Source organism: uncultured Alsobacter sp. (genome assembly GCF_945952055.1).
GTDB lineage: Bacteria > Pseudomonadota > Alphaproteobacteria > Rhizobiales > Beijerinckiaceae > Alsobacter.
The window spans coordinates 1-26,858 of sequence record NZ_CAMFHB010000069.1 but is presented as its reverse complement, the minus strand read 5'-3'; the positions used below and the strand labels follow the sequence as shown (position 1 = coordinate 26,858).

24 protein-coding genes and 1 riboswitch are annotated in these 26,858 nt (G+C 70.8%); of the genes, 10 read left to right on the top strand and 14 right to left on the bottom strand.

What is annotated here, in order from left to right:
- The 9 genes from Q0Q47_RS29105 to Q0Q47_RS29065 form a co-directional block, all read right to left on the bottom strand.
- Positions 1-1,150, bottom strand: a 1,150-nt coding sequence (locus Q0Q47_RS29105; RefSeq protein ID WP_293868358.1) for a hydantoinase B/oxoprolinase family protein, incomplete at its 3' end; no start/stop codon positions are given.
- A gap of 65 nt (positions 1,151-1,215) precedes the next feature.
- Positions 1,216-2,097: an oxaloacetate decarboxylase gene (locus Q0Q47_RS29100; protein ID WP_293868352.1), complete on the bottom strand. Its 882-nt coding sequence runs from the start codon at positions 2,095-2,097 to the stop codon at positions 1,216-1,218.
- Positions 2,098-2,111: 14 nt separating this feature from the next.
- Complete coding sequence (locus Q0Q47_RS29095) at positions 2,112-3,509, bottom strand: MmgE/PrpD family protein (protein WP_293868350.1); 1,398 nt, start codon at positions 3,507-3,509, stop codon at positions 2,112-2,114.
- Between the two features lie 2 nt (positions 3,510-3,511).
- On the bottom strand, positions 3,512-4,213 hold the full coding sequence (locus tag Q0Q47_RS29090) for an ABC transporter ATP-binding protein (protein WP_293868356.1): 702 nt from the start codon (positions 4,211-4,213) through the stop codon (positions 3,512-3,514).
- A gap of 4 nt (positions 4,214-4,217) precedes the next feature.
- Positions 4,218-4,976: an ABC transporter ATP-binding protein gene (locus Q0Q47_RS29085; RefSeq protein ID WP_293868348.1), complete on the bottom strand. Its 759-nt coding sequence runs from the start codon at positions 4,974-4,976 to the stop codon at positions 4,218-4,220.
- On the bottom strand, positions 4,973-5,953 hold the full coding sequence (locus Q0Q47_RS29080; RefSeq protein WP_293868346.1) for a branched-chain amino acid ABC transporter permease: 981 nt from the start codon (positions 5,951-5,953) through the stop codon (positions 4,973-4,975). Before Q0Q47_RS29080 ends, Q0Q47_RS29085 begins: the two co-directional genes overlap by 4 nt.
- Positions 5,950-6,819 carry a branched-chain amino acid ABC transporter permease gene (locus tag Q0Q47_RS29075; RefSeq protein WP_293868344.1) on the bottom strand — a complete coding sequence of 290 codons (870 nt, stop codon included), beginning with the start codon at positions 6,817-6,819 and terminating at the stop codon, positions 5,950-5,952. The genes Q0Q47_RS29080 and Q0Q47_RS29075 overlap by 4 nt, the downstream gene beginning before the upstream one ends.
- Before the next feature lie 82 nt (positions 6,820-6,901).
- Positions 6,902-8,122 (bottom strand): ABC transporter substrate-binding protein, encoded by a 1,221-nt coding sequence (locus tag Q0Q47_RS29070; RefSeq protein WP_293868343.1) that lies wholly within the window; start codon positions 8,120-8,122, stop codon positions 6,902-6,904.
- Positions 8,123-8,124: 2 nt separating this feature from the next.
- Complete coding sequence (locus tag Q0Q47_RS29065) at positions 8,125-8,955, bottom strand: GntR family transcriptional regulator (RefSeq protein ID WP_293868354.1); 831 nt, start codon at positions 8,953-8,955, stop codon at positions 8,125-8,127.
- Positions 8,956-9,050: 95 nt separating this feature from the next.
- Between Q0Q47_RS29065 and leuC the strand changes: the two genes are divergently transcribed.
- On the top strand, positions 9,051-10,448 hold the full coding sequence (gene leuC / locus Q0Q47_RS29060) for a 3-isopropylmalate dehydratase large subunit (RefSeq protein ID WP_293868342.1): 1,398 nt from the start codon (positions 9,051-9,053) through the stop codon (positions 10,446-10,448).
- 11 nt (positions 10,449-10,459) lie between these two features.
- Complete coding sequence (gene leuD / locus Q0Q47_RS29055) at positions 10,460-11,068, top strand: 3-isopropylmalate dehydratase small subunit (protein WP_293868341.1); 609 nt, start codon at positions 10,460-10,462, stop codon at positions 11,066-11,068.
- Positions 11,069-11,217: 149 nt separating this feature from the next.
- Here leuD and Q0Q47_RS29050 read toward each other — a convergent pair whose 3' ends face one another.
- From Q0Q47_RS29050 to Q0Q47_RS29030, 5 genes are all read right to left on the bottom strand, one after another.
- Positions 11,218-11,931 carry an ATP-binding cassette domain-containing protein gene (locus Q0Q47_RS29050; RefSeq protein ID WP_293868339.1) on the bottom strand — a complete coding sequence of 238 codons (714 nt, stop codon included), beginning with the start codon at positions 11,929-11,931 and terminating at the stop codon, positions 11,218-11,220.
- The gene (locus tag Q0Q47_RS29045; protein ID WP_293868337.1) at positions 11,915-13,465 is read right to left on the bottom strand and encodes an ABC transporter permease subunit; all 1,551 of its coding nucleotides are present in this window, start codon (positions 13,463-13,465) and stop codon (positions 11,915-11,917) included. The genes Q0Q47_RS29050 and Q0Q47_RS29045 overlap by 17 nt, the downstream gene beginning before the upstream one ends.
- A gap of 46 nt (positions 13,466-13,511) precedes the next feature.
- On the bottom strand, positions 13,512-14,552 hold the full coding sequence (thiB, locus tag Q0Q47_RS29040; protein WP_293868335.1) for a thiamine ABC transporter substrate binding subunit: 1,041 nt from the start codon (positions 14,550-14,552) through the stop codon (positions 13,512-13,514).
- Positions 14,541-14,646, bottom strand: a riboswitch (TPP riboswitch). (Overlaps the previous gene by 12 nt.)
- Before the next feature lie 167 nt (positions 14,647-14,813).
- Positions 14,814-16,898 (bottom strand): ATP-dependent helicase, encoded by a 2,085-nt coding sequence (locus Q0Q47_RS29035; protein ID WP_293868333.1) that lies wholly within the window; start codon positions 16,896-16,898, stop codon positions 14,814-14,816.
- Positions 16,899-16,988: 90 nt separating this feature from the next.
- Positions 16,989-17,993, bottom strand: a complete 1,005-nt coding sequence (locus tag Q0Q47_RS29030) for a LacI family DNA-binding transcriptional regulator (RefSeq protein ID WP_293868331.1) — start codon at positions 17,991-17,993, stop codon at positions 16,989-16,991.
- A 180-nt stretch (positions 17,994-18,173) separates the two neighbouring features.
- Here Q0Q47_RS29030 and Q0Q47_RS29025 point away from each other — a divergent pair, with 180 nt between their 5' ends.
- From Q0Q47_RS29025 to Q0Q47_RS28990, 8 genes are all read left to right on the top strand, one after another.
- Positions 18,174-18,950: a 6-phosphogluconolactonase gene (locus Q0Q47_RS29025; protein ID WP_293868329.1), complete on the top strand. Its 777-nt coding sequence runs from the start codon at positions 18,174-18,176 to the stop codon at positions 18,948-18,950.
- On the top strand, positions 18,937-19,719 hold the full coding sequence (locus Q0Q47_RS29020) for a sugar isomerase domain-containing protein (protein WP_293868327.1): 783 nt from the start codon (positions 18,937-18,939) through the stop codon (positions 19,717-19,719). The genes Q0Q47_RS29025 and Q0Q47_RS29020 overlap by 14 nt, the downstream gene beginning before the upstream one ends.
- Positions 19,710-20,843 carry an amidohydrolase family protein gene (locus tag Q0Q47_RS29015; RefSeq protein ID WP_293868325.1) on the top strand — a complete coding sequence of 378 codons (1,134 nt, stop codon included), beginning with the start codon at positions 19,710-19,712 and terminating at the stop codon, positions 20,841-20,843. Before Q0Q47_RS29020 ends, Q0Q47_RS29015 begins: the two co-directional genes overlap by 10 nt.
- Positions 20,840-22,120: an alkaline ceramidase gene (locus Q0Q47_RS29010; protein ID WP_293868323.1), complete on the top strand. Its 1,281-nt coding sequence runs from the start codon at positions 20,840-20,842 to the stop codon at positions 22,118-22,120. Before Q0Q47_RS29015 ends, Q0Q47_RS29010 begins: the two co-directional genes overlap by 4 nt.
- Before the next feature lie 138 nt (positions 22,121-22,258).
- Positions 22,259-23,587 (top strand): extracellular solute-binding protein, encoded by a 1,329-nt coding sequence (locus Q0Q47_RS29005; protein WP_293868321.1) that lies wholly within the window; start codon positions 22,259-22,261, stop codon positions 23,585-23,587.
- A 150-nt stretch (positions 23,588-23,737) separates the two neighbouring features.
- Complete coding sequence (locus tag Q0Q47_RS29000) at positions 23,738-24,625, top strand: carbohydrate ABC transporter permease (protein WP_293868319.1); 888 nt, start codon at positions 23,738-23,740, stop codon at positions 24,623-24,625.
- On the top strand, positions 24,622-25,458 hold the full coding sequence (locus tag Q0Q47_RS28995) for a carbohydrate ABC transporter permease (protein WP_293868317.1): 837 nt from the start codon (positions 24,622-24,624) through the stop codon (positions 25,456-25,458). The genes Q0Q47_RS29000 and Q0Q47_RS28995 overlap by 4 nt, the downstream gene beginning before the upstream one ends.
- A 16-nt stretch (positions 25,459-25,474) precedes the next feature.
- Positions 25,475-26,680: an AGE family epimerase/isomerase gene (locus tag Q0Q47_RS28990; RefSeq protein WP_293868315.1), complete on the top strand. Its 1,206-nt coding sequence runs from the start codon at positions 25,475-25,477 to the stop codon at positions 26,678-26,680.
- The last annotated feature ends 178 nt before the right edge of the window (positions 26,681-26,858 follow it).

Here is a 26,858-nt window from a genome sequence, read left to right as displayed (position 1 = left end):
TGCCGTGGTTGAGCCCGTCGCTCTCCGGATTGCCGCCGAGGCCGCCGCCGAAGAACGAGAACATGACCCAACGCTGGCCGTTGGCCCGATGGCCGGCCAGCGACAGCGCGTTGATGGTGCCGAACGGCGCCGCCGTGGAGCGCTCCGGCATCAGCGTCGCCAGCGCGCCGAACACCACGCCGATGACGCGCAGGATCGTCTCGGTGTAGCCGCCGACCGGCTTGGGCGCCGACACGCCGAGCAGCGTCGTGTCGGGGATGACGAAGCGGATCGGCTGCAGGCAGCCGGCATTGGCGGGCACGTCCGTGAAGACGTGCTTCAGCGCCACGTAGCAGCAGGCGACCGCCGTCGAGCGCGCGATGTTGAGCGGCCCGGCGCAGGGCGCCGACGAGCGCGAGAAGTCGAGCGTCATTGTGTCGCCCGCGATGGTGAGATCGAGGGCGATGGTCAGGCGCTCGTCGGTGACGCCGTCGTTGTCGAGGTAGTCCTCGAAGCTGACCTTGCCGTCCGGCAGCGCGGCGATGTTCTCGCGCATCAGCGCGGCGGCCCGCGCCGTGAAGGCCTCGAAGGCCGACGTCACCGTCGCCTCGCCATACTCGTCGAGCAGGGCGTTCAGGCGCCGCTCGCCGAGATCGAGCGCGTTGAGCTGGCCCTTGAGGTCGCCCGCGTTCGAGCGCGGCACGCGGCTGTTGGCGGCGAGGATGGCGAGGATGTCCTCGTTCATCACGCCGCCCGCGATCAGCTTCACCGGCGGGATGCGCACGCCTTCCTGGAAGCTCTCGGTCGCCCGCGCGTTGAAGCCGCCCGGCACGTTCCCGCCGATGTCGAGCCAATGGCCGACCGAGGCGAGCCAGCAGAACAGGCGCCCCTGCCGGAAGACCGGCCGCACGAGCCGGAAGTCGTTGAGATGGGTGCCCCCGTCATAGGGGTCGTTGAAGAGATAGGTGTCGCCGGCCACGAGCTTGCCGTCGCGGGCGACCTTGTCGATGACGGCCTTCACAGCGAAGGCCATGGCGCCGACGAAGATCGGAAGGCCGGTCGTGCCCTGCACCAGCGTCTCGCCGGTCTGCGCATGATAGAGGCCGTGCGAGGCGTCGCGGGCTTCGGCGATGATGGGGTTGAAAGCCGAGCGGTAGAGCGTCGCGTCCATCTCGTCGGCGATCTGCTCGAGCCGCCCCTTCAGGACGGCCAGCGTCACGGGATCGGGCGGGGTCGTCACGCGTTGCCCTCGTAGGTCTTGCCGCGGGCGAGCATGTCCTGCGTCCCCACGATCTCGTTGATGTCACCGAAGTCGAACATCCGGTCGCGGAAGGCGTCCGTCGTGCCGTCGGCCTTCAGCGTCGCGTAGAAATCCTGCGCCGTGCGGGCGAGCGCCCGCACGATCGCGCCGGGAAAGATGACCAAGCTGAAGCCGATCGCCTGGAGCTCGGGGCCGGAGAGGATCGGGGTCTGGCCGCCTTCCACCATGTTGGCCATCAGCGGGGCCTTGCCCGCGAGCGCCTTCGTGACGGCCGACAGCTGGTCGCGCGATCGCGGGGCCTCGACAAAGAGCAGGTCGGCGCCGGCCTCGCCATAGCGCAGGGCGCGATCGATGGCCGCGTCGAAGCCTTCCACCGCCACGGCGTCCGTGCGCGCCACGATCACCGTGTCGGCGTTGCGGCGCGCGTCCACCGCCGCGCGGATCTTGCCCACCATCTCGGTCGTCGACACGAGGCCCTTGTCGGCGAGATGCCCGCAGCGTTTGGGGAAGGTCTGGTCCTCGAGCTGGATGGCGGCCGCGCCGGCCCGCTCGAAGATCTGCACGGTGCGCTGCACGTTCAGCGCGTTGCCGTAGCCGGTGTCCGCATCGACGATCACGGGCGTGTCGACGCGCTCGCACACATGGGCCAGCGAATCCGCGACCTCCGCCATGGAGACGAGACCGATGTCGGGCCGGCCGAGGCGGGTGTAGGCGATGGCCGCGCCGGAAAGATACAGCGCCTCGAACCCTGCCGTCGTGGCGAGCGAAGCCGTGAGCGCGTCGTAGACGCCGGGCGCGATCACGATCGGCGAGCCGGCGAGGCGCCGGCGCAGTCTGGCGGCGGGTGTGGTCGACACGGTGGAGTCCATGGTCAGGCGGCCAGCAGGTCGCACAGGGGGCGAACCGACGCCGCGGCGTCGATGGCGAGGCAGGCCGAGAGGATGGCCTCGGTGCGGTCGGGGCCGAAGACGGGACCGGCGATCTCGCGGTACTTCGCGGCGACCTCGGCGGCCGTATAGGGATCCTCGGTGTCGCCCCGGTTGGTGAGGGCCTCGGCCGTCAGCACGCGGCCATCCTTGAGGGCGACGGCGACGCGGGCGGGCCGCAGCCCCGGCAGCTTGGCGGTCAATGCCGGGTCCTCGCGCACCGTCACCGTGTGGGCGAGCGCGAGCGTGCGGGCGTCGTTGCGCGCCCCCTCGCGGAACGCCTCGACCGTGGCCGCGCCGTTGACGATGGAGGTCGCGAGCGCGAAGGGCAGCGAAAACTTCGCGGCCAGCATGTTGCGGGGGTCCTGGCCGTCGAGCTGCGCCGCCCAGACATAGGTGTCTACGGTGATGGAGGCGACGGCGTCGGGATCGATGCGGCCGCCCGCCTGGGCCACGATCGCCCCGAGGGCGTCGAGCGCGCCGTGGGTGTAGCGGCAGGCCGCGTGGCGCTTGAAGTAGTTGCGGGCGATCTCCCAGCGCGTCCCGAGGTCCTCCGTCAGGAGCTCGGGCCGGAAGTCGGTCGCGATGACGGTGCCGTACACGGTCGCGACGCCGTCACCGGCCTCGGCCACGAACCCGGCTTCGGCCATCTCCCACACGCGCAGCCCGATCTCGTTGGAGAAGCCGGCGAAGCTGTTGCGGACCGTGCCGCCCTCCAGCATCGTCCGGCGGCTCGTGGCCAACCCCAGCGTCGCCGCCATGCCGATGACTTCGCGCATGCGCGCCGCGTCCGCTCCGTGCAGAGAGGCGACCGCGACGGCCGCGCCGAGCGTGCCCCACGTGCCGTGCGGATGCATGGTCGGCAGGATCTTCGCGGCAATGCCCACGCGCGCGCCGATCTCGTAGCCGAGCGCGATCGCCTTCACGAGGTCGCGCCCGCTGCTGCCGAGCCGCTCCGCCGCGGCGAGCGCCGCCGGGACGACGTGGATGCCGGGATGACCGCGGGCGAACTGGTTGCCCTCGTCGAGCTCGAGCGTCGTGCCGGCCGTGCCGTTGAGGAACGCGGCCGTGCCGGCGGGCAGGCGGCGATCGGCGCCGATGACCGCGGTCGCGACACCGCCCGATCCACCGAGTGCCGCGAGGCGCTCGGTAAGCCCTTTCACCTCGGGCTCCTGGGCGCCTGCGGCGATGGCGCCGATGCTGTCGAAAAGCACCTGGCGCGTGCGGTCCACGACGTCCCTCGGCAGGTCCTCGAAGCGCAGGTCCGCGGCGAAGCGGCACCAGGCCTCGAGCCAGGCGGAGGGCTCGGGGGCGGCGCTGGCGGGTCGGACGGCAGCACTCATGGTCAAAGTCCCAGATAGGCTTTTTCGAGTTCGGGGTCGGCGGCGAGGTCCGCTCCGCGCCCGGACAGCACGAAGCGGCCGTTCTCGAGCACGTGGGCGCGGTTGGCGAGCGCCAGCGACTGCATGACGTTCTGCTCGACGAGCAGGATGGCGAGGCCCTCGGCGTTGAGCCGCTGGACCAGCGCGAACATCTCCTCCACCAGCAGCGGCGAGAGGCCGAGCGACGGCTCGTCGAGGATGAGCAGGCGAGGCTCGGCCATCATGCCGCGGCCGATGGCGAGCATCTGCTGCTCGCCGCCCGACAGCGTCCCGGCCCGCTGTGTGCGCCGCTCGAGCAAGCGCGGGAAAGTCGCGAACACGCGCTCGAGGTTCTGGGCGCGCCGGGGGCGTCCGCGCCGGTAGCTTCCGAGCTCGAGGTTTTCGAGAACGGTCATGTCCGGGAAGATCCGCCGGCCCTCGGGCACGTGGATCAGGCCGGCCTCGACGATGTCCTTCGAAGGCGAGCCGTCGATCCGCTTGCCCTCCAGCCGGATCTCGCCGCCGCGCACCGGGATGACGCCGGAGAGCGCCTTGTTCAGCGTCGTCTTGCCGACGCCGTTCGAGCCGAGCACCGCGACGATCTCGCCGGGTGCGACGTCGAGATCGAGGCCGCGCAGCACCTCGGTGCCGCCATAGCCGGCGACGAGCCCGCGGATGGAGAGCAGGGGCTCAGCCACGGGCGACCTCCCTGCTGGCGAGGCGCGCCGCCGCACCGTGGCCGAGATAGGCCTCGACCACAGCCGGATCGCGCGTGACCTCGGTGGGCGTGCCCTGCGCGATGATGCGGCCCTGCGCCAGCACGAACACGCGGTCGCACAGGCTCATCACGGCCTGCATGACGTGCTCCACCATCAGGATGGTCACGCCACCGTCGCGGATCTCGCGGATGACGGGCACGATGTCGCGAACCTCGGACGGGTTGAGGCCTGCGAGCACCTCGTCGAGGAGGAGCAGCGTCGGCTCGGTCGCGAGCGCCCGGGCAAGCTCGAGGCGCTTGCGTCCGGCCACGGTGAGGCCCGACGCGGGCTGGTCGAGCCTGTCGCCGAGGCCGACCCGCTTCGCGACGGCTTCCGCACGGGCCAGCGCCTCGCCCCGCGCCGCGTGGCGCAGATGGGCTCCGACGGCGATGTTCTCGCGCACGGTCAAGCCGGCGAAGGGCTGCACGATCTGGAAGGTGCGGGTGATGCCGCGCTTCGCCCGCTCATGCGGCGGCATGCGACCCAGATCGTCACCCTTGAAGCAGACGGTGCCCGCCGTCAGCGTCTCGAACCCGGCGACGAGCGTGAACAGCGTCGTCTTGCCGGCCCCGTTGGGCCCGATCAGGCCGGTGATGCTGCCCCGCTCGACCGTGAAGCTCGCCCCGTCGACGGCCAGCAGGCCGCCGAACCGCTTCGATGCGCCTTCGACCGACAGCAACGGCCCGCTCATGGCGCCCTCCCGAAGGAAAGGCCGCGGCCGATCTTCGCCATCAGGCCCTGCAGTCCGTTCGGAGCGAAGGCGATGGCGAGCACGAGCAGCGAACCATAGAGCGCGAGGTCGATGCCGGGGATGCGTCCCGCGATGGCCTTCGTCGCCTCGGCCAGACCGTGCAGCGCCACCGCGCCGATCAGCGGACCGAACACGGTCCCCAGCCCACCCACGATCGGCACCAGCAGCGCCTCGATCGAGATCCACGTGCCGTAGGCGAGGTTGGCGTCGATGAAGAGGAAGTACTGGACGTAGAAGCCGCCGGCCGCGGCGGTCACGCCGGCCGACAGCGTGATGGCCTGGATCTTCACTTTCAGCGTGTCGACGCCGAGCGCGCGGGCCGCATCCTCGTTCTCGCGCACGGCGACGAGCCAGGCGCCGAAGCGGGAGCGCTCCATGAAGCGCACGCCGAGCATGACCGCCGTGACGAGTCCCAGCGCGATCCAGAAGAACACCGCGCGGCTCGAGAACTGGAAGTTTTCGGGCCGGACGTCGAGCTTCACCAGCGTGCCCGCCGCGCCGCCCGTGAAGGCGGTCGCATTGGCGAGGATCCGAAACACCTCGGCGAAGGCGAGCGTGACCAGCGCGAAGTAGGAGCCGCGCAAGCCGGAGCGGAAGCTCAGATAGCCCAGGATGGTGCCGACCATGGCGCCGGCCGCGATGCCGGCCGCGAAGGCGACATAGGCGTTCACGCCGAAGCGGGCCTGCAGCAGCGCGGTGACATAGGCGCCGGTCCCGAAGAACACGGCGTGGCCGAAGGAGAACTGGCCGCCATAGCCGCCCAGGATGTTCCAGCCCTGGCCGGCGAGCGCGATGAGGAGCGCCATGACCATGGAGTTGAGGATCGTGTTCGCCGAGGTGGCGACGGGCAGCATCGCCAGGAGCAGGGCGACGGCGAGAATGGGGCCATAGGCGGCGACGGGTCCGGAGCGGCTCATGCGCGGGCTCCGAACAGGCCGGTCGGCCGCACCAGCAGCACCAGGATGAAGATCAGGAAGATGCCGAGCTGCCCGAGGCTCTCACCGAAATAGAGGCCCGAGAGGCTTTCGACGATCCCGATGAAGAGCCCGCCGATGACCGCGCCCGGCACGGAGCCCATGCCGCCCAGCACGACCACGGTGAAGGCCACGAGCACATAGGCGTTGCCCACGCGCGGATTGACGAAGTAGCTCGGCAGCAGCACGCAGGCGGCCACCGCGAGGCAGGCCGCGCCGAGGCCGAAGGTCACGGCATACACGTGCGGCACGTCGATGCCGACGAGCGCCGCGCCGAGCTTGTCCTTGGCGACGGCGCGGATGGCCTTGCCCGCGTCGGTGCGGGCCAGCAGGATCCACAAGAGCAGCGCCACGACGCAGGTGATGCCGAAGGCGATGACGCGTGGCATCGGCAGGAACACGAAGCCGAGATCGACCGACGAGAAGCCGTAGGGCACGTCGATGGAGCGCGTGTCGGAGCGGAAGGTGGCGAGCAGCACGTTCTCGATGACGATCGAGAGGCCGAGCGTGACGAGCAGGATGTTGCGGTCCTCGCCGTGGCTCGCCGGTCCGATGATCCAGCGCTGCACCGCGTAGCCCAGCACGAAGAACAGCGGGGCGAGGCCGATGACGGCGACGAGCGGATCGATGCCCGCCTGCCAGGCGACATAGGCCGCGAACATGGCGGCGGTCAGCGTCGCGCCATGGGCGAAATTGATGATGTGGAGCACGCCGTAGACGAGCGTCAGCGCCACCGACACGAGTGCGTAGACGGCACCGGTCAGCAGGCCGTTGAGCACGGCGGCCGTGACGATCTCGGGCGAGAACACGGGAAAGCCTTTCAGGGCCTAAAGAAGTGGGCTCCGGCCGCCGCCCCTCTTCGGCGGCCGGAGCCTCGGTCGGTCCCTCTTGTTACGCGGGGACCGGGAACACGGCCTTGGCGTCGGAGAACGCTTCCGGGAAGATCACCTTGATGTCGCCGTTCTGGACCTGGGTATTGACCGCGGCGGCGCCGGTGTTCTGGCCGTTGACGAACTTGGTCGGGCCGTAGGGCATGATGTGCCCGCCGAAGGTCGAGGTCTCGAGCGCCGCGATGATCTTGGCGCGGTCGGCCGAGCCGGCGCGCTCGATGGCGTCGGCGAGCAGCAGCATAGCGGAGTAGTTCAGCGCCACGTTGTAGAGGAAGAACTTGCCCTGGGCCTCGACCTCCTTCTTGAGGGCGATGGCCGTGGCGTTGCGCGGGTCGTACCAATGGTTGGTGTCGATCACGAACTGCGCGGCTTCCGGAAATTCCTTGACGAAGCGGTAGTTCGAGGCGGCGCCGTTCAGCACGGCGTAGATGCCCTTCGGCTTCACGCGCTGCTGCTGCATGGTGCGGGCGAGCAGCACGAACTCGCCGTAGTAGCTCGACGGGATGACGAGGTCGGGGTTCTTCGCCTTGATCTGCAGCGCGACGTTGGACATGTCGCGGGCCGGCGTGGGGTGCGCGATCGTGTCGATCACCTCGAAGCCGCGCTTCGGCAGCTCGGCCTGCAGGAGCTTGGCGAGGCCCGAGCCGAACAGGCCGTCTTCGTGCACCAGCACGACCGTCTTCATCGGCTTGCCGGCGGCGTCGTTGAGCTTCACCAGGTTGTCGAGCGCCTGCCCGCTCACCATCGAGGAGCCGGGCGCGAAGCGGAAGGTGTTCTTCAGGCCGCGGCTGACGATCTGGTCGTTGACGCCGACGTCGACGATGTAGGGCAGGTCGTAGCGCGAGGCCGCCTGGGTGGCCGCGAGGCAGATCGGGCTGGCGAAGCCGCCGACGATGGCGCTGACGTTTTCGGCCGCGAGGCGTTCGACCTCCGCCGTGCCGCCTTCCGGCGTCGAGCGGGCGTCGCCCATCACCGCCTCGATCTTGGCGCCGCCGAGCGACTTGATGCCGCCGGCCGCGTTGATCGCCTTGATGGCGAGTTCGGCGCCGAGCTGGCCGGCCTGGCCGTCCTGGGCGAGCGCGCCGGTCAGCGGCTGCAGCACGCCGACCTTCACGGCCGCGGCCTGGGCCCGCACGAGGCCCGGCATGCCCAGCGTGCCGGCAAGGCCCGCGCCCGCCAGCAGCACCTGGCGGCGTGTCGTTCCGAAGCGATGCGTCGTCATGATCAAGTCCCCTCGCCTGTGCGGGATTGCGTGCCCCGCGCTGTTGCGGTTGTGGCCGGCTGCGTCCGGCCGCCGTCGTCATTGCCGGCGACAGGCGCCCAGCGGCGCCGGTCGTCGCTGCCCGTCCGCACGAGATCCATGCGGAAGGCGTACCTGTCGGGCCGGTAGAGCGCCGCGAGGTGCTCCACCCCCCTCCCGTCCGTGTCGTAGACCGCGCGGGTCAGCGCGATCAGCGCCGAGCCCACATCGACGTCGAGCGCTGCCGCCACGTCGGGGCTCGCCAGCACGGCGCCGATCTCTTGCGTCGCCCGATCGACCGAGACGCCCGAGCGCTCGAGCAGCGACAGCAGCGGGCGGGAGGCGAGCTCGGCTTCCGAATAGGTGACGCCGACGCGTTCGGGCACGTGCGTCGTGAGATAGGAGAAGGGCTGCCCGTCGATGATGCGCACGCGGACGGAGCGCTGGACGCGCTCGCCGGGCGTGAGGCGCAGCGCCTCGGCAATCGCCGGGGGAGCGTCCTGGTAGCCGAAGGCGAGCAGCCGGACCGACGTGCTGCGCCCCATGGCGGCGATGTTGGAGAGAACGTCGGCGAGATCGGCGACCAGGGGCTTGGGCGCATGGCGCTGCGTGACGAAGGTGCCGGCCCCACGGCGGCGGTCGATCAGCCCCTCGCGCTCGAGTTCGGCGAGTGCCCGTCGCACGGTGATCCTGGAGACGCTGTGCTCGGCGGCGAGCGCCTGCTCCCCCGGCAGGGCCTCGCCGGACGGCAAGCCGCCACTGGCAATGCGCTCGCGCAGCACCAGATAGACCTGTCGTGCCTTGGGCACTGCCACACCGGCCAAGTTTGTTGCTCCATAGGACTTCTATTTGTCTACAGTATGATACAACATGCATCCGTCAAGCCGGCATTTGCGGCTTCGGAGGGGTCATGGATCGCACGATCATCGACAAGCTCTGGGACGCCCACGTCGTCACCACCCGTCCCGACGGCACGTCCCTTCTCTGGATCGACAGGCATCTGCTGCACGAGGGCTCGTTCCTAGCCTTCGACCAGCTCACGGAGCGCGGCGCCAAGGTCGCGCATCCGGAGCTGAGCTTCGCGATTGCCGACCACTACGTGCCGACGCGCCGCAAGCTCGGCACGACGCCCGAGATCGCCAACATGGTCGAGCAGCTCGAGGCCAACACGGCCCGGCACGGCATCCGCCTCGTCGGCCTCGATGACCCGCGCCAGGGCATCGTGCACGTCGCCGTTCCCGAGCAGGGCCTGACCCTGCCGGGCCTCACGGTCGTGTGCGGCGACAGCCACACCTCCACGCACGGCGCCTTCGGGGCCTATGCCTTCGGCATCGGCGCGTCCGAGGTGGCCCACGTGCTGATGACGCAGACGCTGTGGCAGAAGAAGCCGCGGACCATGCAGGTGCGCATCGAAGGCGCGCTGGGCCAAGGCGTCACGGCCAAGGACATTGCCCTGAGCATCATCGCGAAGATCGGCGCCGATGGCGCCGCAGGGCATGCCATCGAGTATGCAGGCTCCGCGGTGCGGGGCCTGACCATGGAAGGCCGGATGACGCTCTGCAACCTCTCGATCGAGGCCGGCGGCCGGCTCGGCCTGGTGGCGCCCGACGAGACCACCTTCGCCTGGCTGAAGGGTCGCCCGGCCGCCCCGGCCGGCGACCTGTTCGACAAGGCCTGCGAGGACTGGTCGCAGCTGCGCAGCGACCCCGGCTCGTCCTTCGACCGGGCCGTGAGCCTCGACGGCGCCGAGATCGCGCCGACCATCACCTGGGGCGTGAGCCCCGAGCACGCCGCACCCGTGACCGCGACGGTGCCGAACCCCGATGCCATCGCCGACGAGGCGCGCGCCGCCGCCGTGCGCGATGCCATCGCCTATATGGGCCTCACCCCCGGCCAGCCGCTCGACGGCATCCGGGTCGACCGCGTCTTCATCGGCTCGTGCACCAACAGCCGCATCGAGGACCTACGCGCCGCCGCGGCGATCCTCGCCGGCCGCAAGGCCAAGGTGCCGGGGCTCGTCTCGCCCGGCTCCTCGAGCGTGAAGCGCCAGGCCGAGGAAGAGGGGCTCGACCGCATCTTCCGCGAGGCCGGCCTCGAATGGGCCGACTCGGGCTGCTCCATGTGCGTGGGCATGAACGGCGACATCGTGCCGCCCGGCGAGCGCTGCGCCTCCACCACCAACCGCAACTTCAAGGGCCGCCAGGGCCCCGGCTCGCGCACGCACCTGATGTCGCCGGCCATGGTGGCGGCCGCCGCCGTGACCGGGCACATCGCCGACGCCCGCCCCCTGCTCGCCGGCCGGACCTGAGAGGAGCCGCCATGACCCCGCTCACCACGGTCGAAAGCCCCGCCGTCGTCCTGCCCATGGCCGGCATCGACACCGACCAGCTGATCCCGGCCCGCTTCATGCGCCGCTCGCGCGCCGAGGGCTACGGCCCCTATCTGCTGCACGACCTGCGCAACGGCCCGGACGGGCCGCGCTCCAACCCGCTGGACGATCCCGCCGTGGCCGGCTCGCAGGTGATGATCGCGCGCCGCAACTTCGGCTGCGGCTCGTCGCGCGAGGCCGCCGTCTACGCCCTCGCCGACTTCGGCATCCGCTGCGTGATCGCGCCGAGCTTCGGCGACATCTTCTCGCAGAACGCCGTGAAGAACGGCCTGCTGCCCGCCATCGTCAGCGAGGAGGACGCCGAGGCCCTCATCGCGGCCGAGGCCATGCGCCGCGGCCAGCCCCTGCGCATCGACCTCGCCGCCCAGCAGATCGTCGCCGGCAACCTCGTCGTGCCCTTCTCCATCGATCCGGTGTGGAAGACGCAGTTGCTCAACGGCTGGGACGAGATCGACATGACGCTGGCCGAAGCCCCCGCCATCGCGAAGTTCCGCGAACGCGACCAGGCGACGCGGCCGTGGGCGGTGCCGCAGGGCTAAGCACCATTGGGCGCGGTTCCCTCCGCGGGTCATGCCCGGGCTCGGCCCGGGCACCCACGACTTTGCCGGGGCCGCCCCGAAGTCGTGGATGGCCGGGCCGAGCCCGGCCAGGACGGCTGAGATAGTGGTGCTAGCCGGATGGACCGCGCCTAGTGTCGCTGCCCGCCCCGCCTGCCCATGAAGCGCCGCACCGGCTCCAGCTCCGATCCGAACACCGCCTCCGGCGTATCCTGCAGCAGCACGCGCCCGCTCTCGACGAAGGCCACGCTGTCGGCAACTCCGACGACGTCCTCGGGCGTGTGGATCGACATCACCACCGTCAGGCCGCGGGCCCGGCGCAAGCGGTCGACGAGCCCCAGCATTTCCAAGCGCAGACCCGGATCGAGCGGGCCGAAGGCTTCGTCGAGGAGCAGGACCGGGCGCTCCATGACGAGCGCCCGGGCGAGCGCTGCGCGTTGGCGTTCTCCGCCCGAGAGCGTGGCCGGCCGGCGTGGGCCCATGCCGGCCAGGTCGACGCTGGCCAGAGCCTCCTCGGCGCGGCGCGTGTCGGCCGGCGCGAGCCGCAGGTCGGGGCGAAGGCCGAGGCCGACGTTCTGCAGCACGGTGAGATGCGGGAAGAGGTTGTAGTCCTGGAAGAGGACCGTCACCGGCCGACGCGCGGGTGGCAGGTCGAGGATGCTCGTGCCGCCGACCTCGAGGCTGCCGCCCGAGATCGGCTCGAAGCCGGCAATCGCCGACAGCAGGGTGGTCTTGCCGCCGCCCGAGGGGCCGACGATGGCGCACAGGCCGCCCGTCGGGACGCTCAGGGTGTAGCGCCCCGCGAAGCCCGGATAGTCGACGCTCAGGTCACGCAGCGTCAGCACGCGCCTCGCCTCCCCTGATGGCCAGGAGCGCCAGCCCGAAGACGAGCAGCGCGAGGAGCAGGGCCAGCGCCGCCGCCTCGTCCGTGCGATAGGCCCCGAGCCGCTCGTAGAGCAAGAGGGGCAGCGTCTTGAGGTCCGGCCCGCCGAAGAAGGCGACCACGCCGAGGTCGCCGAGCGACAGCGACGCGGCCATGGCGAAGGAGGCGAGCGCCGGCGCCCGCAGGGCAGGCCAGTGGAGCAGCCGCAACCTTGCCAGCCCTGCGAGGCCCAGCATGTCGGCCACCCGCCCATGCCGCTCCTCGCTCTGCCGCAAGGGAGGCTCGACCAGCCGCACGCAAAAGGGTAACGCCATCAGCGCATTGACCAGCACGACCATGGGCGGGCCCATGCTGGCCGTGTCGAGCACGGGACGCAGCACCACGAACAGGCCGGCGACCAGCGTGAACGGCGGAACGGCGAGCTGGACATAGGCCACCAGCCCCACCGCGACCGGCGGCCGGCCGCGCCCCGTCGCCGCCAACGCCAGCAGCACCGCTGCACCCGTCGCCAGCACGGCGGCGGCGAGCGCGAAGGCTAGGCTCGTCACGACGGCCTGGGCCACCTCGGGATCGCGCAGGGCGGCGAGGCTCGTGGCGCCGGCCGCAACGGAGAGGAGCGGCGGTACGATGAACAGGCTCGCGAGCGACAGCACGACGACGTCGAGCGTCCGCAGGGCGGGGATCTCCCGATCGGCCCGCGGCGCGGGGCGGCCGGCGAAGGGCAACTCGCGCGTCCGGCGCAGGCCCGCCGCATAGGCGCCCGCCAGCACGACCCCGATGGCGAGCTGCAGGATCGAGAGCGAGGCCGCGCGAGCGAAGTCGGCATCGAGCCGCAGCGCCTCGTAGATGGCGACCTCGAGGGTCGCCCGGTCGGGCCCCCCGCCCAGCGCCAGCACGGTCGCGAAGCTGGTGAAGCAGAGCAGGAAGACGAGGGCGGCGAGCGCCGGCACCTCGCGCCGGATGACCGGCCAGTCGAGGCACAGGAACACGGCCCGCCCCGTCAGCCCGAGTTGCGCAGCCAGGCGATGGGCTTCGGGCTCGGTGCTCTCGAAGGCGCGCAGCATGACGCGCGCGCAGAACGGGGCGTTGAGCAGGACATGGGCGATCAGGATGCCGGGCAGCCCGTAGAGCCAACCCCCGGGTTCGATTCCCGCGGCGCGCAGCGCGGTGCCCACCAGGCCCGACCGGCCGTAGACGGCGACCACGGCGAACACCACGACGATGCCCGGCAGCACCGTGGCGGTCGCCAGCAGGCCGAGCAGCAGCCGGCGCCCCGGGAACGCCGTCCGCCGGGCGAGCGACAGAGCGAGCGGAATGCCGAGGGCGAGCGACAGGACGGTGGAGGCCGCGGCCTGGACCGTTGAGACCGCCAGCAGCCGCCCGATATAGACACTGGTCAGGAAGGCGATGTCGAAGCGGCCACCGGCTTGCGCGAGGCCGACGAGAGCGACAGCGACGACGACGAACACCAGCACCGCGACGGCGGTGCCGGCCATGCGGAAGGTCGGGGCGCAGGCTCGCCCCGCCGTCACGTCGGACCCGTCAGCGCGCGGTGGCGGAGAGCCATTCGTCGATCCAGGTCCTGCGGTTCTCGTTGACCTTCGCGGGGTCGATGAGCAGGCCCTTCGCCGGCTTCGCGAGATCGGCATAGGACGCCGGCAGGCCTCCCGCGGGCGTTTTGGCCGGGTACATCCAGTTGCCCTCCGCCATCAGCCCCTGGAACGGCTCGGACAGCATGAAGTCGAGGAAGGAGCTCGCCAGCGCGGCCTGCTTCGAGGCCTTCGTGACGCCGGCGATCTCGATCTGCAGGTAGTTGCCCTCGGCGAAGGGGGCCGCCTTGTAGTTCGTCTTTTTCTCCACGGCGATGTGGTAGGCGGGCGAGGAGGTGTAGCTCAGCACCATGTCGGCCTCCCCCTTCAGGAACAGGCCGTAGGCTTCCGACCAGCCCTTGGTGAAGGTGACGATCCGCGGGCGAAGCGCCTTCCAGGCCGCGGGGGCCTGGTCGCCGTAGACCTCCTTCATCCACAGCATGAAGCCGAACCCCGGTGCGCTGGTGCGCGGGTCCTGCACGATGATGCGCGGGCCGGAGGCATCGTCCACCAGCGCCTTCAGGCTCGCCGGCGGCGTCTTGAACTTGTCGGCGTCGTAGACGAAGGCGAGGTAGCCCCAGTCGAAGGGCACGAACTGCGGATCCGTCCATGCGACCGGCAGCGAAAGGCCCGCGAGGGTACGACCATGCGGCGCAAAGAGCCCGGTCGACGCGGCGTCCGCCGCCATGCCGGCGTCGAGCCCGAGCACGACATCGGCCTTGCTGCTGGCGCCCTCGAGCTTGAGGCGCGACAGCATGGCGCCGGCGTCGTCGGAGGTGATCCACGTGACGGTGCAGCCGCAGACCTGCTCGAACCGCTCCTTGATCTTGCCACCCGGCCCGTACTTGCCGACGAAGGACGAGTAGGTGAGCACGGTGAGCACCGGCTTATCCTGTGCCACCGCCGGTGCGGCGAGGACGGTCGTCCCCACAACGGCGGCCGCGACGGCCGACCCGATGCGATGAAAAAACGTGCGGAGCGCTGTGTGCGACATCCTCAATCCCTCCGCCGGCATGACCCGGATCAGGTTCGTCGGGTTGGCGACCATCGCCTCTCAGCTCGACTGGCGAGCACCCCGTGAGACGAGCGGAGATTTAGCGTTTGGCGTCGGGCCTTGCAATGGGTGGGGGGCGAGGGTCCGTCGCAGCCGCAGCACCTCTCAGGATTGGCCTGAACCTCTCCGCACGTCATGGCCGGGCCAAGCCCGGCCAAGACGGTGGAGAGGGAGCTTGCAAACGATAAACGCGGTGCCGTCTCAAGACCACATCGTCCGCATCCGCGCGGCGATGTCGACCTGCACCGCCGGCTGCGGCCGCGGCCCGCCTGAAGCCGACCGCGTGGCCGTGGGCCAGGTGCAGACCTCGAATTGGTTGAGCAGCCCGGCCGGGATGAACCGGGTGCGAGACGCATAGACGTGCCGGTCGCCCTTCGCCGATTGCCCGTGGACGTAGAAGCGCTGCGGCACGACGAGGTGGAGCTGGTCGCGGGCCCGCGTCATGGCCACGTAGAGCAGGCGCCGCTCCTCCTCGATCTCGGCCGTGGTGCCGGTGGCGAGGTCGGAGGGAATGCAGCCGTCGACCGTGTTGAGCAGGAAGACGGACTTCCACTCCTGACCCTTGGCCGAATGGATGGTGGAGAGGATGAGGTAGTCCTCGTCCTTCAGCGGCACGTCGGCCTCGTCGCTCGTGGCGTCCGGCGGATCGAGGGTGAGTTCGGTGAGGAAGCGCTCGCGCGAGGGATAGCCCGCGGCGATCTGCTCGAGCTGCAGGAGGTCCGGCATACGAAGGCGCGCGTCCTCGTGGATGCGCTCCAGGTGCGGTTCGTACCACAGCCGCACCTGCTCGAGCTCGGTGGGCCATCCGGCCTGGCGGGCGGCCAGGGTCCGCACGAGCGCGACGAAGGCCGGCCAGTCCTGGGCGCTGCGGGCGGGAGGCGAAAAGGTCTCGACCGCCGCGAGGCTGCCGCCGGCGGCGTCGACGGCATCGGACAGCTTCGCCGCCGTCGACGAGCCGACGCCCGGGATGAGCTGCAGCAGCCGGAAGGCCGCCACCCGGTCGCGCGGGTTCTCGGCGAAGCGCAGCATGGCCAGCACGTCCTTGACGTGCGCGGCATCCAGGAACTTCAGCCCGCCGAACTTCACGAACGGGATGTTGCGGCGGGTCAGCTCGAACTCGAGCGGGCCGCTGTGATGCGAGGTCCGGAACAGCACGGCCTGCTGCTTCAGCGCCATGCCGGCCTCGCGGTTGGCGAGCACGGTCTCGGCCACGTAGGAGGCCTGCTCGGACTCGGCGCGCACCGTGACGAGGCGCGGCTTCTCGCCGGACTGGCGGTCGGTCCACAGGTCCTTGGTGAAGCGCTCGCGGGCCAGCCCGATGACGCTGTTGGCCGCCGCCAGGATCGGCATCGTCGAGCGGTAGTTGCGGGCGAGCGTGACCTGCCGGGCCGGCTGCGGGAACCGGGTCGGGAAATCGAGGATGTTGCGCACCGTCGCGGCGCGGAACGAGTAGATCGACTGGGCGTCGTCGCCGACGACGACCACGCCGTCCCCGGTGGGCTTCAGGCCGAGCAGGATCGTCTCCTGCAGGCGGTTGGTGTCCTGGTACTCGTCGACGAGCACGTGGTCGAAGGCGGCGCCGATCTCCTCGGCCAGCGCCGGTTCGGCCATCATCTGCGCCCAGTAGAGCAGCAGGTCGTCGTAATCGAGCACGTTCTGGCGCTGCTTGGCCCCGACATAGGCGCCGAACAGCGTCTTGAGTTCCGCCTCCCAGCCGGCGCACCAGGGGAAGGCCTGCCCGAGCGCCTCGCCCAGCGTGCAGCCGGAGTTCACGACGCGGGAGTAGATGGCGAGGCACGTGCCCTTGGCGGGGAAGCGCTTCTCGGTGGAGGAGAAGCCGAGTTCGTGGCGGACGAGGTTCATCAGGTCCGCCGAATCCTCCCGATCGTGGATCGTGAAGGCCGGGTCGAGCCCGATCATGCCGGCCTGCTCGCGCAGGAGCCGTGCCCCGATGCCGTGGAACGTGCCGGCCCATTGCAGGGCCTCGGTCATGACGCGGGCCTGCTCGCCCATGACCTCCCGGGCGATGCGCTCGACACGGCGGGTCATCTCCGTCGCCGCGCGCCGCGAGAAGGTGAGCAGGAGGAGGCGGCGCGGATCCGTCCCGCGCGCGATCAGCGCGGCCACCATGTGGGCGAGCGTGTTGGTCTTGCCCGACCCCGCCCCGGCGATCACGAGCAGCGGCCCGCCGCCATCGGCCGCCGCCTCGACGGCGGCGCGCTGCTCGTCGTTCAGGCCGGCGAGCGGATGGGCCGCGGCGGCGCGGGGCGAATCGATGGCGGACATGCGAACAAACCAAGCACCAAGACGAGCCGCGCTGCAACGACGGGTGGAGCTGGTTGTTGCCGTGTCGAAGTACGCAGAACCCCTCAACGGCTACTTCGGCGCCGGTCCCGTCGACCCGCGCACCACGAGCTCGGTATCCAGCGCGTACCGGATGTCCCGCGTTCCCCTCAGTCGAATCACGTCGGAGAGCAGGTCCAGCGCGGTTTCCCCGGCCTCGTCGCAATGGGCCGACACGGTCGTCAGGGGCGGGAAGGTGGTGGCGCCCAGCACGTCGTCGCAGCCGATGACGCTGAAGCGCTCGGGCACGTTGATCTTGCGCTCGGCGAGGCCGACGAGCAGTCCCTGGGCGGTGACGTCGTCGAAGGCGATCGCCGCGGTGGCGCCGCTGGCGATGAGGGCCGGCACGACCTCGCGCCCGGCCTCGAAGCTCGCCCGCTGGGCCGGCAGGGTGGTGAGCGTGATGCCGTGGTGGCGCGCGCCGTTGCGCACCGCGCGCCGGCGCTGCTGGTTCGACCACGACGCGGCCGGACCCGTGACGTAACAGATATGGCGATGGCCCAGAGCGGCGAGATGGTCCACCGCCGCGCCGATGCCGCTCGCGGTGTCGATGAGGACGCGCGGCAGCCCGGGCACGTCGCGATTGATCAGCACCACCGGCACGCGCGCTGCATGGGCCCGGATGCGGTCCTCGTCGAGCCGCGAGGACACCAGGATCACGCCCTCGACCTGGCCGGCGAACTTGGCGACCAGCATGTCCTCGCGCTCCGGTGTCTCGTCGGAGCTGCCCAGGAAAAGACACAAGCCGGCGAGGTCGGCCCGACCCTGGGCGCCGCGGATCAGTGGCGGGAAGAACGGGTTGGCGACGTCGGGGACGATCAGGGCGATGTTGCCGTGGCGACCGGTGGAGAGCGCACGCGCCACCTGGTTCGGCACGTAGCCCAGGGACTTGGCCGCCGTCTTGACCTTGGCCACCGTATCGGCGCTGAGCATCTGCGGGCGGGTGAACGCGCGCGACACCGTTGCACGGGACACCCCCGCGACTTCCGCGACCTGGCTGATCGTGGGCAGGCCCCGCCCGGGCTTTTCGTCGCTCACCGGACCTCCATTCGTCGGCAGGGCGAGCCCGGCCGGCCTTCACGTCCTGCGTAGCACCGCGGGGGCCCGTTAGGCTACAGGTCCTGCGACGGAGGTCGGCTTGACACGCAACCGGTTGCAGAGAATTCTCATCTGAACTGGCCGGCACCGCCGTCCGCCGACGCATTGGAGCGCGCGCCCATGTCTGCACCCGCGACCTCCGCGACAGGCTCGATCCCCGTCAGGGTGTTTCCGACCCGTGCCGCCATGGGCGCCGCCGCGGCGCGCGAGGCGGGCGACGTCATTCGCGCGTCGCTGGCGCGGAAGGGTGAGGTGCGGATCGTCTTCGCGGCCGCCCCGAGCCAGCAGGAGATGCTGGACAGCCTCGTCGCGGAACCCGGCATCGACTGGACCCGCGTCGCCGCCTTCCACATGGACGAATACATCGGCCTGCCGCCGGGCGCTCCGCAGCGCTTCGCCCGCTGGCTCGACGAGCGGCTGTTCCTCCGCCTCCCCTTCGGCGCCGTGCACCGGATCGACCCGGAGGCCTTCCCGGACGCGGAGGCCTGCGCCGCCGACTATGCGGCCCGCCTTGCCGCCGCGCCCATCGACCTCGTGTGCCTCGGCATCGGGGTCAACGGCCACATTGCGTTCAACGATCCTCCTGTCGCCGATCTCCACGATCCGCTGGCGGTGAAGAGCGTCGAACTCGACGACATCTGCCGGCAGCAGCAGGTCGACGACGGCTGCTTCCCGTCGTTCGCTGCGGTGCCGACCCATGCGCTGACGCTCACCGTCCCGCGGCTCGTCGACTGCGGACACATGGTCTGCGTGGTGCCCGGCCCCGCCAAGCGCGAGGCGGTGCGCCGCACGCTGCACGATCCCCTGGGCGAGGCGTGCCCCGCCACGGCGCTGCGCCTGCATCCGCGCTGCACGCTCTATCTCGATGCGGAGTCCGATCCCCATGGCCGCGGCTGACGCCCCGATCGACGCCGACGCCCTGTGCGAGGGCTATCTCGCCAGCGTCACCGCCCTCATGGGCGACATCCTGCGCCAGGAGCGCGACAGCCTCGACCGCGCCGCCGGCAAGCTCGCCGACCAGATCGCGGCCGACCGCCTCGTCCACGTCTACGGCCCGGGCGGGCATTCCAACCTCGCGGCCCAGGAGATCTTCTTCCGCGCCGGCGGGCTCATGCACGTCTCCGCCATCCTCGACGAGGGGACGCTGCTGTCCAACGGCGCCCTGCGCTCGATGGCGGTGGAACGCACGCCCGGTTACGGCAAGATCGTCATCTCCGACCGGCGGCTCGGCGAGGGTGACCTGCTCATCCTGGTCAATGCCTACGGCATCAACGCCGCTCTGATCGACGCCGCGCTGGAGGCGAGGGCCCGCAAGGTCTTCACCATCGGCATCAGCTCGCGTCGGCATGCGTCCAACACGGCGCCCGAGCATCCGGCCCGGCACCCGACGAAGCAGAACCTGCACGACGTGGTGGACCTCGCGGTCGACACGAAGGTCGCCATCGGCGACGTCGCGGTCACGGTGCCCGGGATGGAGAGCAGCATCGCCGCCGTCTCCACCTTCGCCAACGCCTTCGCACTGAACTGTCTCGTCATCCGCACGGTCGCCAAGCTCGTCGAGCGCGGCATCGAGCCGCCGGTCTGGAGGAGCGGCAACGCGCCCGGCGGCGACGAGGCCAATGCCCGCTTCCTGCACCGCTTCCGCGAGCGCGTGCGGTGGCTCTGACCGCCATCGACGGACGCGACCCGGCCACCGGCCGGTCCTTGCGCGTCCGGATCGAGGACGGGCTCATCGCGGCCATCGAGCCCGGACAGGACGCAAGCGAGGCCTGGCTCGCCCCCGGGCTGGTCGACCTCCAGGTGAACGGCTGGGGCGGGCAGGACCTGAACGCCCCGGGCCTCACGGCCGACCGCGTGGCGTCATTCGTGCGCTCGGTCCTCGCCACCGGCACGACGACCATGCTGCCGACGCTGATCACGGCCTCGGAAGAAAGCCTCACCGCCTCGCTCGCGGCCATCGCCAGCGCCCGCGCCGGCGATCCGGTGGTGGCGCGGGCGGTCCCGAGCGTGCATGTCGAGGGTCCGCACATCTCGCCGAACGACGGGCCGCGCGGCGCGCATCCGCGCGAGCACGTGATCCCGCCCGACACCGGCCTGTTCGACCGGCTGCAGCGGGTCGCGGGCGGTCTCATCAAGGTCGTGACGCTTTCGCCCCACTGGGAGGGGACGGGCGCCTTCGTGAGGCATCTCGCCGGGTGCGGAGTCCACGTCGCCATCGGCCACTCGGACGCCCCGCCGGAGGCGATCGCGGCTGCGGCGGACGCCGGCGCGGTGCTTTCGACCCATCTCGGCAACGGCATCGCGGCGACGCTGCCCCGCCATCCGAACCTGATCTGGGCCCAGCTCGCCGAGGACCGGCTTTCGGCCTCCTTCATCGCGGACGGCCATCACCTGCCCGGCGACACGCTGAAGGCCATGCTGCGTGCCAAGGGCCTGGGCAGGAGCCTCCTCGTCTCCGACGCCACCGCGCTCGGCGGCATGCCGCCCGGCGTCTACCGCCAGCCCATCGGGGGCGAGGTGGAGCTCACGCCGGACGGCCGGCTGGGCGTGCGCGGGACGCCCTATCTCGCCGGTGCGGCGCGCAGCCTCGCCGACGGCGTCGCCACGGTGGCCGGGATCGTGGGTCTGGCCGACGCCATCCGCCTCGCGACCGTGAACCCGGCGCGCCATGCCGGACAAGGCGGCTTCCTTGCCGTTGGCCAGCCCGCCGATCTCATCCGCTTCCGCTGGGCTCCCGGCGACGCGTCGTTGTCGTTGGACACGGTCCTCTCCGGAGGACAGGAGCCTTGAGCGGGACCCTGCCCGTCGGTGTCGCGGTTCGCGACATCACGCCGCCGCCGGGGCTGCCCATGGCGGGCTTCGTGGCCCGGCCCGGCCCGGCGACGGGGACCCACGATCCGCTCACGGTGCGTGCCATCGCGGTCGGCGACACGGCACTCGCCGTGGTCGACGTGGTGGCGCTGTCGCCCGAGACGTCGCGGCGCATCCGCTCGCGGGCCGGGCTGCCCGACCGCAACATCGTCGTGACCTGCCTTCACACCCATGGCGGCCCCGTCTCCACGCCCGAAGGGCTCGGGGACGGAGCGGATCCGGTCTGGCTCGCGGCGATGGAAGACGCCTGTGTCGCGGCGCTCGACGAGGCCGTTGCCCGGCAGCGGCCGGCGACCCTGGCCTATGCCGAAGCCCCGGACCCCGGCATCGCCCGCAACCGCAGGCATCCTGAGCGAGCCGCCGGCACCAGCCTGCAGGTGCTGGTCGCGACGGGTGAGGACGGTACGCCCATCGCCCACCTCGTCACCTACGCGTGCCACCCGGTGGTGCTCGGCGCCGACAACCGGCTTTGGACGGCGGACTTTCCCGGCGTAATGCGGCGGCTCGTCGAGGAGCGCCATCCGGGCACCGTGGCGCTCTTCGCGACGGGCTGCTGCGGCGACCTCAACACCGGGCACACGGCCCACGGCTCCATCACCACGGCGTCGAACCCGCTGCGCACCTTCGCGGAGGCCGAGCGGATCGGCCACGTGCTCGCCGACGCGCTGGCGGGGCTCTCGCCGGCGCCCCTGCCAGACGTCGTGGCGGTGGCGAATGACGCGATCGTCGCCATGCCGCTCGCGCGCAACGAGCCGACCTCCGCGGCAGCACTCGCCGCACGCTGGGAGGCCGAGCGCCCGATCGCGCCACCCGGGCGGGCTGCCCTGCTGGAGAGCTGGACCGCCTGGGCCAACGGCCTCGCCCTGCTCCCGCCGGCCCCGATGCCGGCCCGCGTCGCCGTGCTGCGGTGGGGCGGGCTCACCGTCGCGACGCTGCCCGGCGAAATCTTTTCGGCCACGGGAGCGGATCTCAGGCGCGCGATCGAGGCCTCGCGCCTGGGCCCGGCGATGGTTCTCGCCTATGCCGACGAGTGCCGCGGCTACATCCCGCCCGTCGCGGAGTACCCGTTCGGGGGATACGAGGTGGCGGAAGCCCATCGCTACTATGGTGCGCGGGCGGCCTATGCGCCCGGCGGCGCGGAGCGCCTCGCGGATGCCGCGCTGCAGCTCGCCCGGCAGCTTGTCCACCGTGCCTGAACACCCTTTCGGCCGCTTGACACGCAACCGGTTGCACGTCAGCCTCTCGTCTTCGATCCCGGCCAGGTGATGCGTCCGCCACGAGCCCGTTCGGACGTTCCTGCAGCCGAAGGATCATCGCTCGCCGGAGGGGATTCCATGACTGACCGCCACGCCATCGCCACGTTGCCGCCGGTGGGGCGGCGCAGCGTCCTTGCACGAGCCTCCCTCGCCATCGGCGCGGGCGCGCTGGCCCTGCTCCTGGGCGGCGCCGCGCAGGCCCAGACCGTGACGGTCTGGAGCGGCTATCCCGAGATGGAGCCGTTCTACAAGAAGGTCGGCGAGAGCCTGAAGAAGAAGTACCCGAACCTGCAGGTGAAGGTGGAGGCGATCCCGCTGCGCGAGCACGAGAAGCGCCTGGCGCTCGCCCTGCCGTCCGGCTCGGCCGCCGAGGTGATCGAGCTCGCGAACTCCACCGCGCAGCGCTACATCGAGGCCGGCCTCATGAAGGCCGCGCCGGACGACGCCGCCAAGTTCGTCGGCAACACCGCCTATTTCGACGACTTCATCCGCAAGACCGCCACGGTCGGCGGCAAGGTCTACGGCGTGCCGCTGTTCCGCGGCCAGGGCGCCCTCTACTACAACACCGAGAAGTTCGCGAAGGCGGGCCTCTCCTCCCCGCCCAAGACGATGGCGGAGTATACCGACTTCGCCAAGAAGCTCACCGAGCGCGACGGCAGCGGCAAGGCGACCGTCAGCGGCTGGAGCATGCGCCTGTCGGGCGGCGGCGCTGGCATCGCCGAGAAGTTCTGGATCAATATGTTCCAGTTCGGCGGTAACCTCATCGAGGAGCAGGCCGACGGCAAGTGGGTCACCACCTACGCCTCCGAGGCCGGCCGCAAGGCATTGCGCCTGTATGTCGACAACGTGTTCACCGACAAGGTGGTCACGCCGGAGATGCCGGCCGATGCCGACGCCTTCGAGCGCGAGCAGACCGCCATGTTCATCCGCGAGTCGTGGGTGATCGGCGACATCGCCCAGAAGGCGCCGAAGCTGAAGTACGGCACGGCGCTGCTGCCGCGCGGCACGATCGTCGCGCCGGTGTTCATCTACAGCGGCGCCGAGGGCGAGAAGGCCAAGCTCGCCTGGGAATTCGCGCTCGCCGCCAACGAGCCCGAGAACGCCGTGTGGCTGCTCGACAATGTCGGCTGGCTGCCCAACCGCAAGGACGTGGACTACAGCCCGGTCGTCGCCAAGACGCCGGCGTTCAAGGCCTTTGTCGAGTACCCGAAGGACTACGCGTTCTTCACGCTGCCGGCCATCGCCCCGGTGGAGGAGATCCTGTCGCGTCTCGCCGCCCGTCTCGTGAAGGCCTTCGCGGACCCCTCGCTCGCCGGCAACGACGCGGCCATCGACGCCTTCCTCAAAGAGGCCGCCGCCGAGACCGACACGATCCTCAAGCGCGCCAACCTTCTCGGCACGAAGTGAGGTGCGGTTGAACCATTGTGCGTCCTTCGACACGGCCGCTTCGCGGCCTGCTCAGGATGAGGACGGTAGGGCGTCCACGCCCACCATGCTCCTCATCCTGAGCAGCGGCCGCAGGCCGCGTGTCGAAGGACGCACCGAGCTTCCGCATCCATGACCGCCCTCCAGCGCTGGGGCTTCGTCGCGGCCGCCCTGCTGCCCACGCTGGCGATCTACGCCTTCGTGCGGCTCTACCCCATCGGTGACGTGCTGTTCCTCAGCATGCACGAGTGGAACATCATCTCGCGCGTGCGCCCGTTCATCGGGTTCGAGAACTTCGTCGAGCTCTACGGCGATCCGCTCTTCCGGGAGGCGCTGCGCAATACTGCAGTGATCGCCTTCGGCGTGCTGCTCATCACCGTGCCGCTCGCCATGGTGCTCGCCGCGCTCATCCATGCGCGCACCGCGTCCCGCCTGGCGCCCTTCTTCGAGACGGCCGTGTTCCTGCCCCACGTCGTGTCGCTGGTCCCGGCGGCCATGGCGTGGAAATGGATCTTCGATGCCCGGCTCGGGCCGCTCAACGCGGTGCTGTCGCTGTTCGGCGTCTCGCCCAAGGCCTGGCTTTTCGATCCCGTGCTGTCGGTCGTCTGCGTCATGGTGCTGTGCTCGTGGCAGGCGCTGGGATACGCCGTGCTGATCTTCCTCGTCGGCATCAAGAACCTGCCCGCCTCGCTCTACGAGGCCGCGAAGCTCGACGGTGCTGGGCCGATCCAGAGCTTCCTGTTCATCACCGTGCCGCTGCTGAAGCCGATCACGCTCTACGTATCCGTCGTGACGCTCGTCGCCGGCTTCAACGTCTACGGCCAGGCCTTCGTCCTCGCATCGGACGCGCAGGGCGCGCCGGGGCAACTCGTGCGCGTGCTCGTCCTCGACATGCTGGAGAACGGCTTCCGCAACTACCGCGTCGGCTATGCCGCGGCCGAGGCCGTGGTGCTTCTCCTCGTCGTGCTGGCGCTCACCGGCATCCAGTTCGGCCTGCTGCGCGACAGGAGCCGCGCATGAACCCCGCGACGCGCCAGAAGCTCATCGGCTGGATCATCGACGCGGGCCTGCTGCTGTTCAGCCTCGCGATGCTGCTGCCGCTGGTGCTGCTCGTCTCGAACGCCTTCAAGACGCCGCCCGACATCCTGCAGTGGCCGCCGGCGATCCTGCCGCGCGATCCGACCATGGCCAACATGAAGGCCGTTCTCTCCGACACGCCGCTCCTGCGCTGGATCTGGAACAGCGTGGCCTTCGCGCTCCTGTCGACGGCGGCGATCCTCGCGACGTCCGCGATCGCCGGCTACGTGCTGGCCAAGTTCCGCTCGCGCCCGCTCGACGTGATCTTCGCGGTCATCCTCGCCACGGCCATCGTGCCGTTCGAGGTCTACATGATCCCGCTCTACTTCACGGTCCAGAAGATGGGCCTGCTCAACAGCACGGCCGGCCTGCTGGTCGGGTACCTGGTGATGAGCTTCGGCATCTTCCTGATCCGCCAGAACGTCATCGCATCGATCCCCGACGAGCTTCTCGAGGCGGCGCGCGTCGACGGCGCGGGCGAGTGGTGGATCTTCGCGCGCATCGTCCTGCCGCTGCTGCGCGGGCCGCTCGGCGCGCTCGGCGTGCTCGCCTTCTTCCAGGCCTGGACCGCCTTCGCCTGGCCGCTGATCGTGGCGACGACGAAGGAGAGTTACACGGTCGAGGTCGGCCTCGCGCTCTTCCAGACCGGCTTCACCGTCGATCTCGGCCGCCTGAGCGCCGCGGCGACCGTCGTTCTCGTGCCGACCATCATCGTGTTCTCGCTGCTGCGGCGGAACTTCGTGCAGGGCGTCGCCGCCAGCGGCCTCAAGGACTGACTTCGGGAACCAGGCCATGGACACGTTCCTGCGCGACGCGCGCGCCACCTATGTCGCGGCCAATGCCGGGACCCTGCGCTGGATGCTGGACCGGCCGCGCCGGCATGGCGCCTTCGTCGATACCAAGGTGAACGCCCTCACGCTCGCCGACTACACGGCGGCCGACGGCTGGCGCGGCCCCGACGTGACCTTCGGTTGGATCCAGGGCCGGGCGCTCGAAGCCATCGTCACCCATGCCCGCTTCTTCGAGACCGAGGACCCAGACCTCACCGAGCGCCTCGACGCCGCGGGCAAGGCCCTCTACGCGGCGCTGGCCGATCTCGTCGCGGGAGATGGCCACGCCTACTTCGCCTACGACGCGGCGATGCGGCCGGTGTTCCCCGATCCGGACGGGCGGCTCCAGCCGCAGGTGCCCGGCGACGACCTTTTCACCTTCTCCGACACGTTCGTGCGCAAGGGCCTCGTCTCGGCGGCGGCGCGCTACGCGCCGAAGGATCTCGACAGCCGTATCGCGGCGCTGCTCGAGGTCGTCCGGGCCATCGAGGAGGACCGCTTCGTCTCCGACGAACGCCAGCGGATCGACCGCGACGCGCTGGCGCGCGACCGGCGCGACTACGGCCCGCGCATGATCTTGCTCGGCGCCGCCGCGATGCTGCGCGAGATCGGCCAGGTCGATGCCTCCGTGTTCGGCGAGCGCTTCACGGCGCACGTGCTCGCGACGAACCAGCGCTCCGACGGTTCGCTCGCCGACATCCCCGGCGAGGACGTCTGCAATCCGGGCCACGCCATCGAATTCGCCGGCTTCGGCTTCGGCGCGCTGGCAGAAGGCTCGGCCCACCGCGACCGGCTCGTCGACGTGCTGCGCGCCTCGGCGAGGCTCGGGTTCCACGGACCGGGGATCGCGCTGCGGGTTTTCCACGAAACCGGGCTGCCGGCGGCGCCGTGGTATCCGTGGTGGCCGCTACCGGAGGCCATCCGCGCCGGGGCGCTCGCCTGGCAGCACACCGGGGACCCGCGCGACCTCGCCATCTGGCGCCAGGCCCACGAGGCCTTCTTCCGCCATTTCTGGCGCGGCACCCCGCCGCTGGCCTACCAGACGCTGACGCAGGACGGCCCGGCCGACTTCGTGCCGGCCACGCCTGACCTCGATCCCGGCTATCACACGGGGCTGAGCCTGCTCGGGGCCATCGGCGTCATCGACGCGATGGCGGAGCGGGGGTGAGTTCAAGGAAGCGCCTGACGCCTCTCGTTGAAGGCCGCTCACTTTCCGCGCGTCATGCCCGGGCTTGGCCCGGGCACCCACGACTTTGCTTGGTCCGCCCGCACTGCCCCGCGAAAGTCGTGGATGGCCGGTCCAGGTGTTTAGACCGGGGAGATGGTGGACACCTGTTCGGGGACAT

Bases quoted from the DNA above. Each gene is read 5' to 3' on its own strand.
- Q0Q47_RS29070 (WP_293868343.1), bottom strand. From the start codon at position 8,122: ATGACGACGCATCGCTTCGGAACGACACGCCGCCAGGTGCTGCTGGCG.
- Q0Q47_RS29025 (WP_293868329.1), top strand. From the start codon at position 18,174: ATGTCTGCACCCGCGACCTCCGCGACAGGCTCGATCCCCGTCAGGGTG.
- leuC (WP_293868342.1), top strand. From the start codon at position 9,051: ATGGATCGCACGATCATCGACAAGCTCTGGGACGCCCACGTCGTCACC.
- Q0Q47_RS28990 (WP_293868315.1), top strand. From the start codon at position 25,475: ATGGACACGTTCCTGCGCGACGCGCGCGCCACCTATGTCGCGGCCAAT.
- Q0Q47_RS29035 (WP_293868333.1), bottom strand. From the start codon at position 16,898: ATGTCCGCCATCGATTCGCCCCGCGCCGCCGCGGCCCATCCGCTCGCC.
- Q0Q47_RS29000 (WP_293868319.1), top strand. From the start codon at position 23,738: ATGACCGCCCTCCAGCGCTGGGGCTTCGTCGCGGCCGCCCTGCTGCCC.
- Q0Q47_RS29020 (WP_293868327.1), top strand. From the start codon at position 18,937: ATGGCCGCGGCTGACGCCCCGATCGACGCCGACGCCCTGTGCGAGGGC.
- Q0Q47_RS28995 (WP_293868317.1), top strand. From the start codon at position 24,622: ATGAACCCCGCGACGCGCCAGAAGCTCATCGGCTGGATCATCGACGCG.
- Q0Q47_RS29085 (WP_293868348.1), bottom strand. From the start codon at position 4,976: ATGAGCGGGCCGTTGCTGTCGGTCGAAGGCGCATCGAAGCGGTTCGGC.
- Q0Q47_RS29095 (WP_293868350.1), bottom strand. From the start codon at position 3,509: ATGAGTGCTGCCGTCCGACCCGCCAGCGCCGCCCCCGAGCCCTCCGCC.
- Q0Q47_RS29045 (WP_293868337.1), bottom strand. From the start codon at position 13,465: ATGGCCGGCACCGCCGTCGCGGTGCTGGTGTTCGTCGTCGTCGCTGTC.
- thiB (WP_293868335.1), bottom strand. From the start codon at position 14,552: ATGTCGCACACAGCGCTCCGCACGTTTTTTCATCGCATCGGGTCGGCC.
- Q0Q47_RS29080 (WP_293868346.1), bottom strand. From the start codon at position 5,953: ATGAGCCGCTCCGGACCCGTCGCCGCCTATGGCCCCATTCTCGCCGTC.
- Q0Q47_RS29005 (WP_293868321.1), top strand. From the start codon at position 22,259: ATGACTGACCGCCACGCCATCGCCACGTTGCCGCCGGTGGGGCGGCGC.
- leuD (WP_293868341.1), top strand. From the start codon at position 10,460: ATGACCCCGCTCACCACGGTCGAAAGCCCCGCCGTCGTCCTGCCCATG.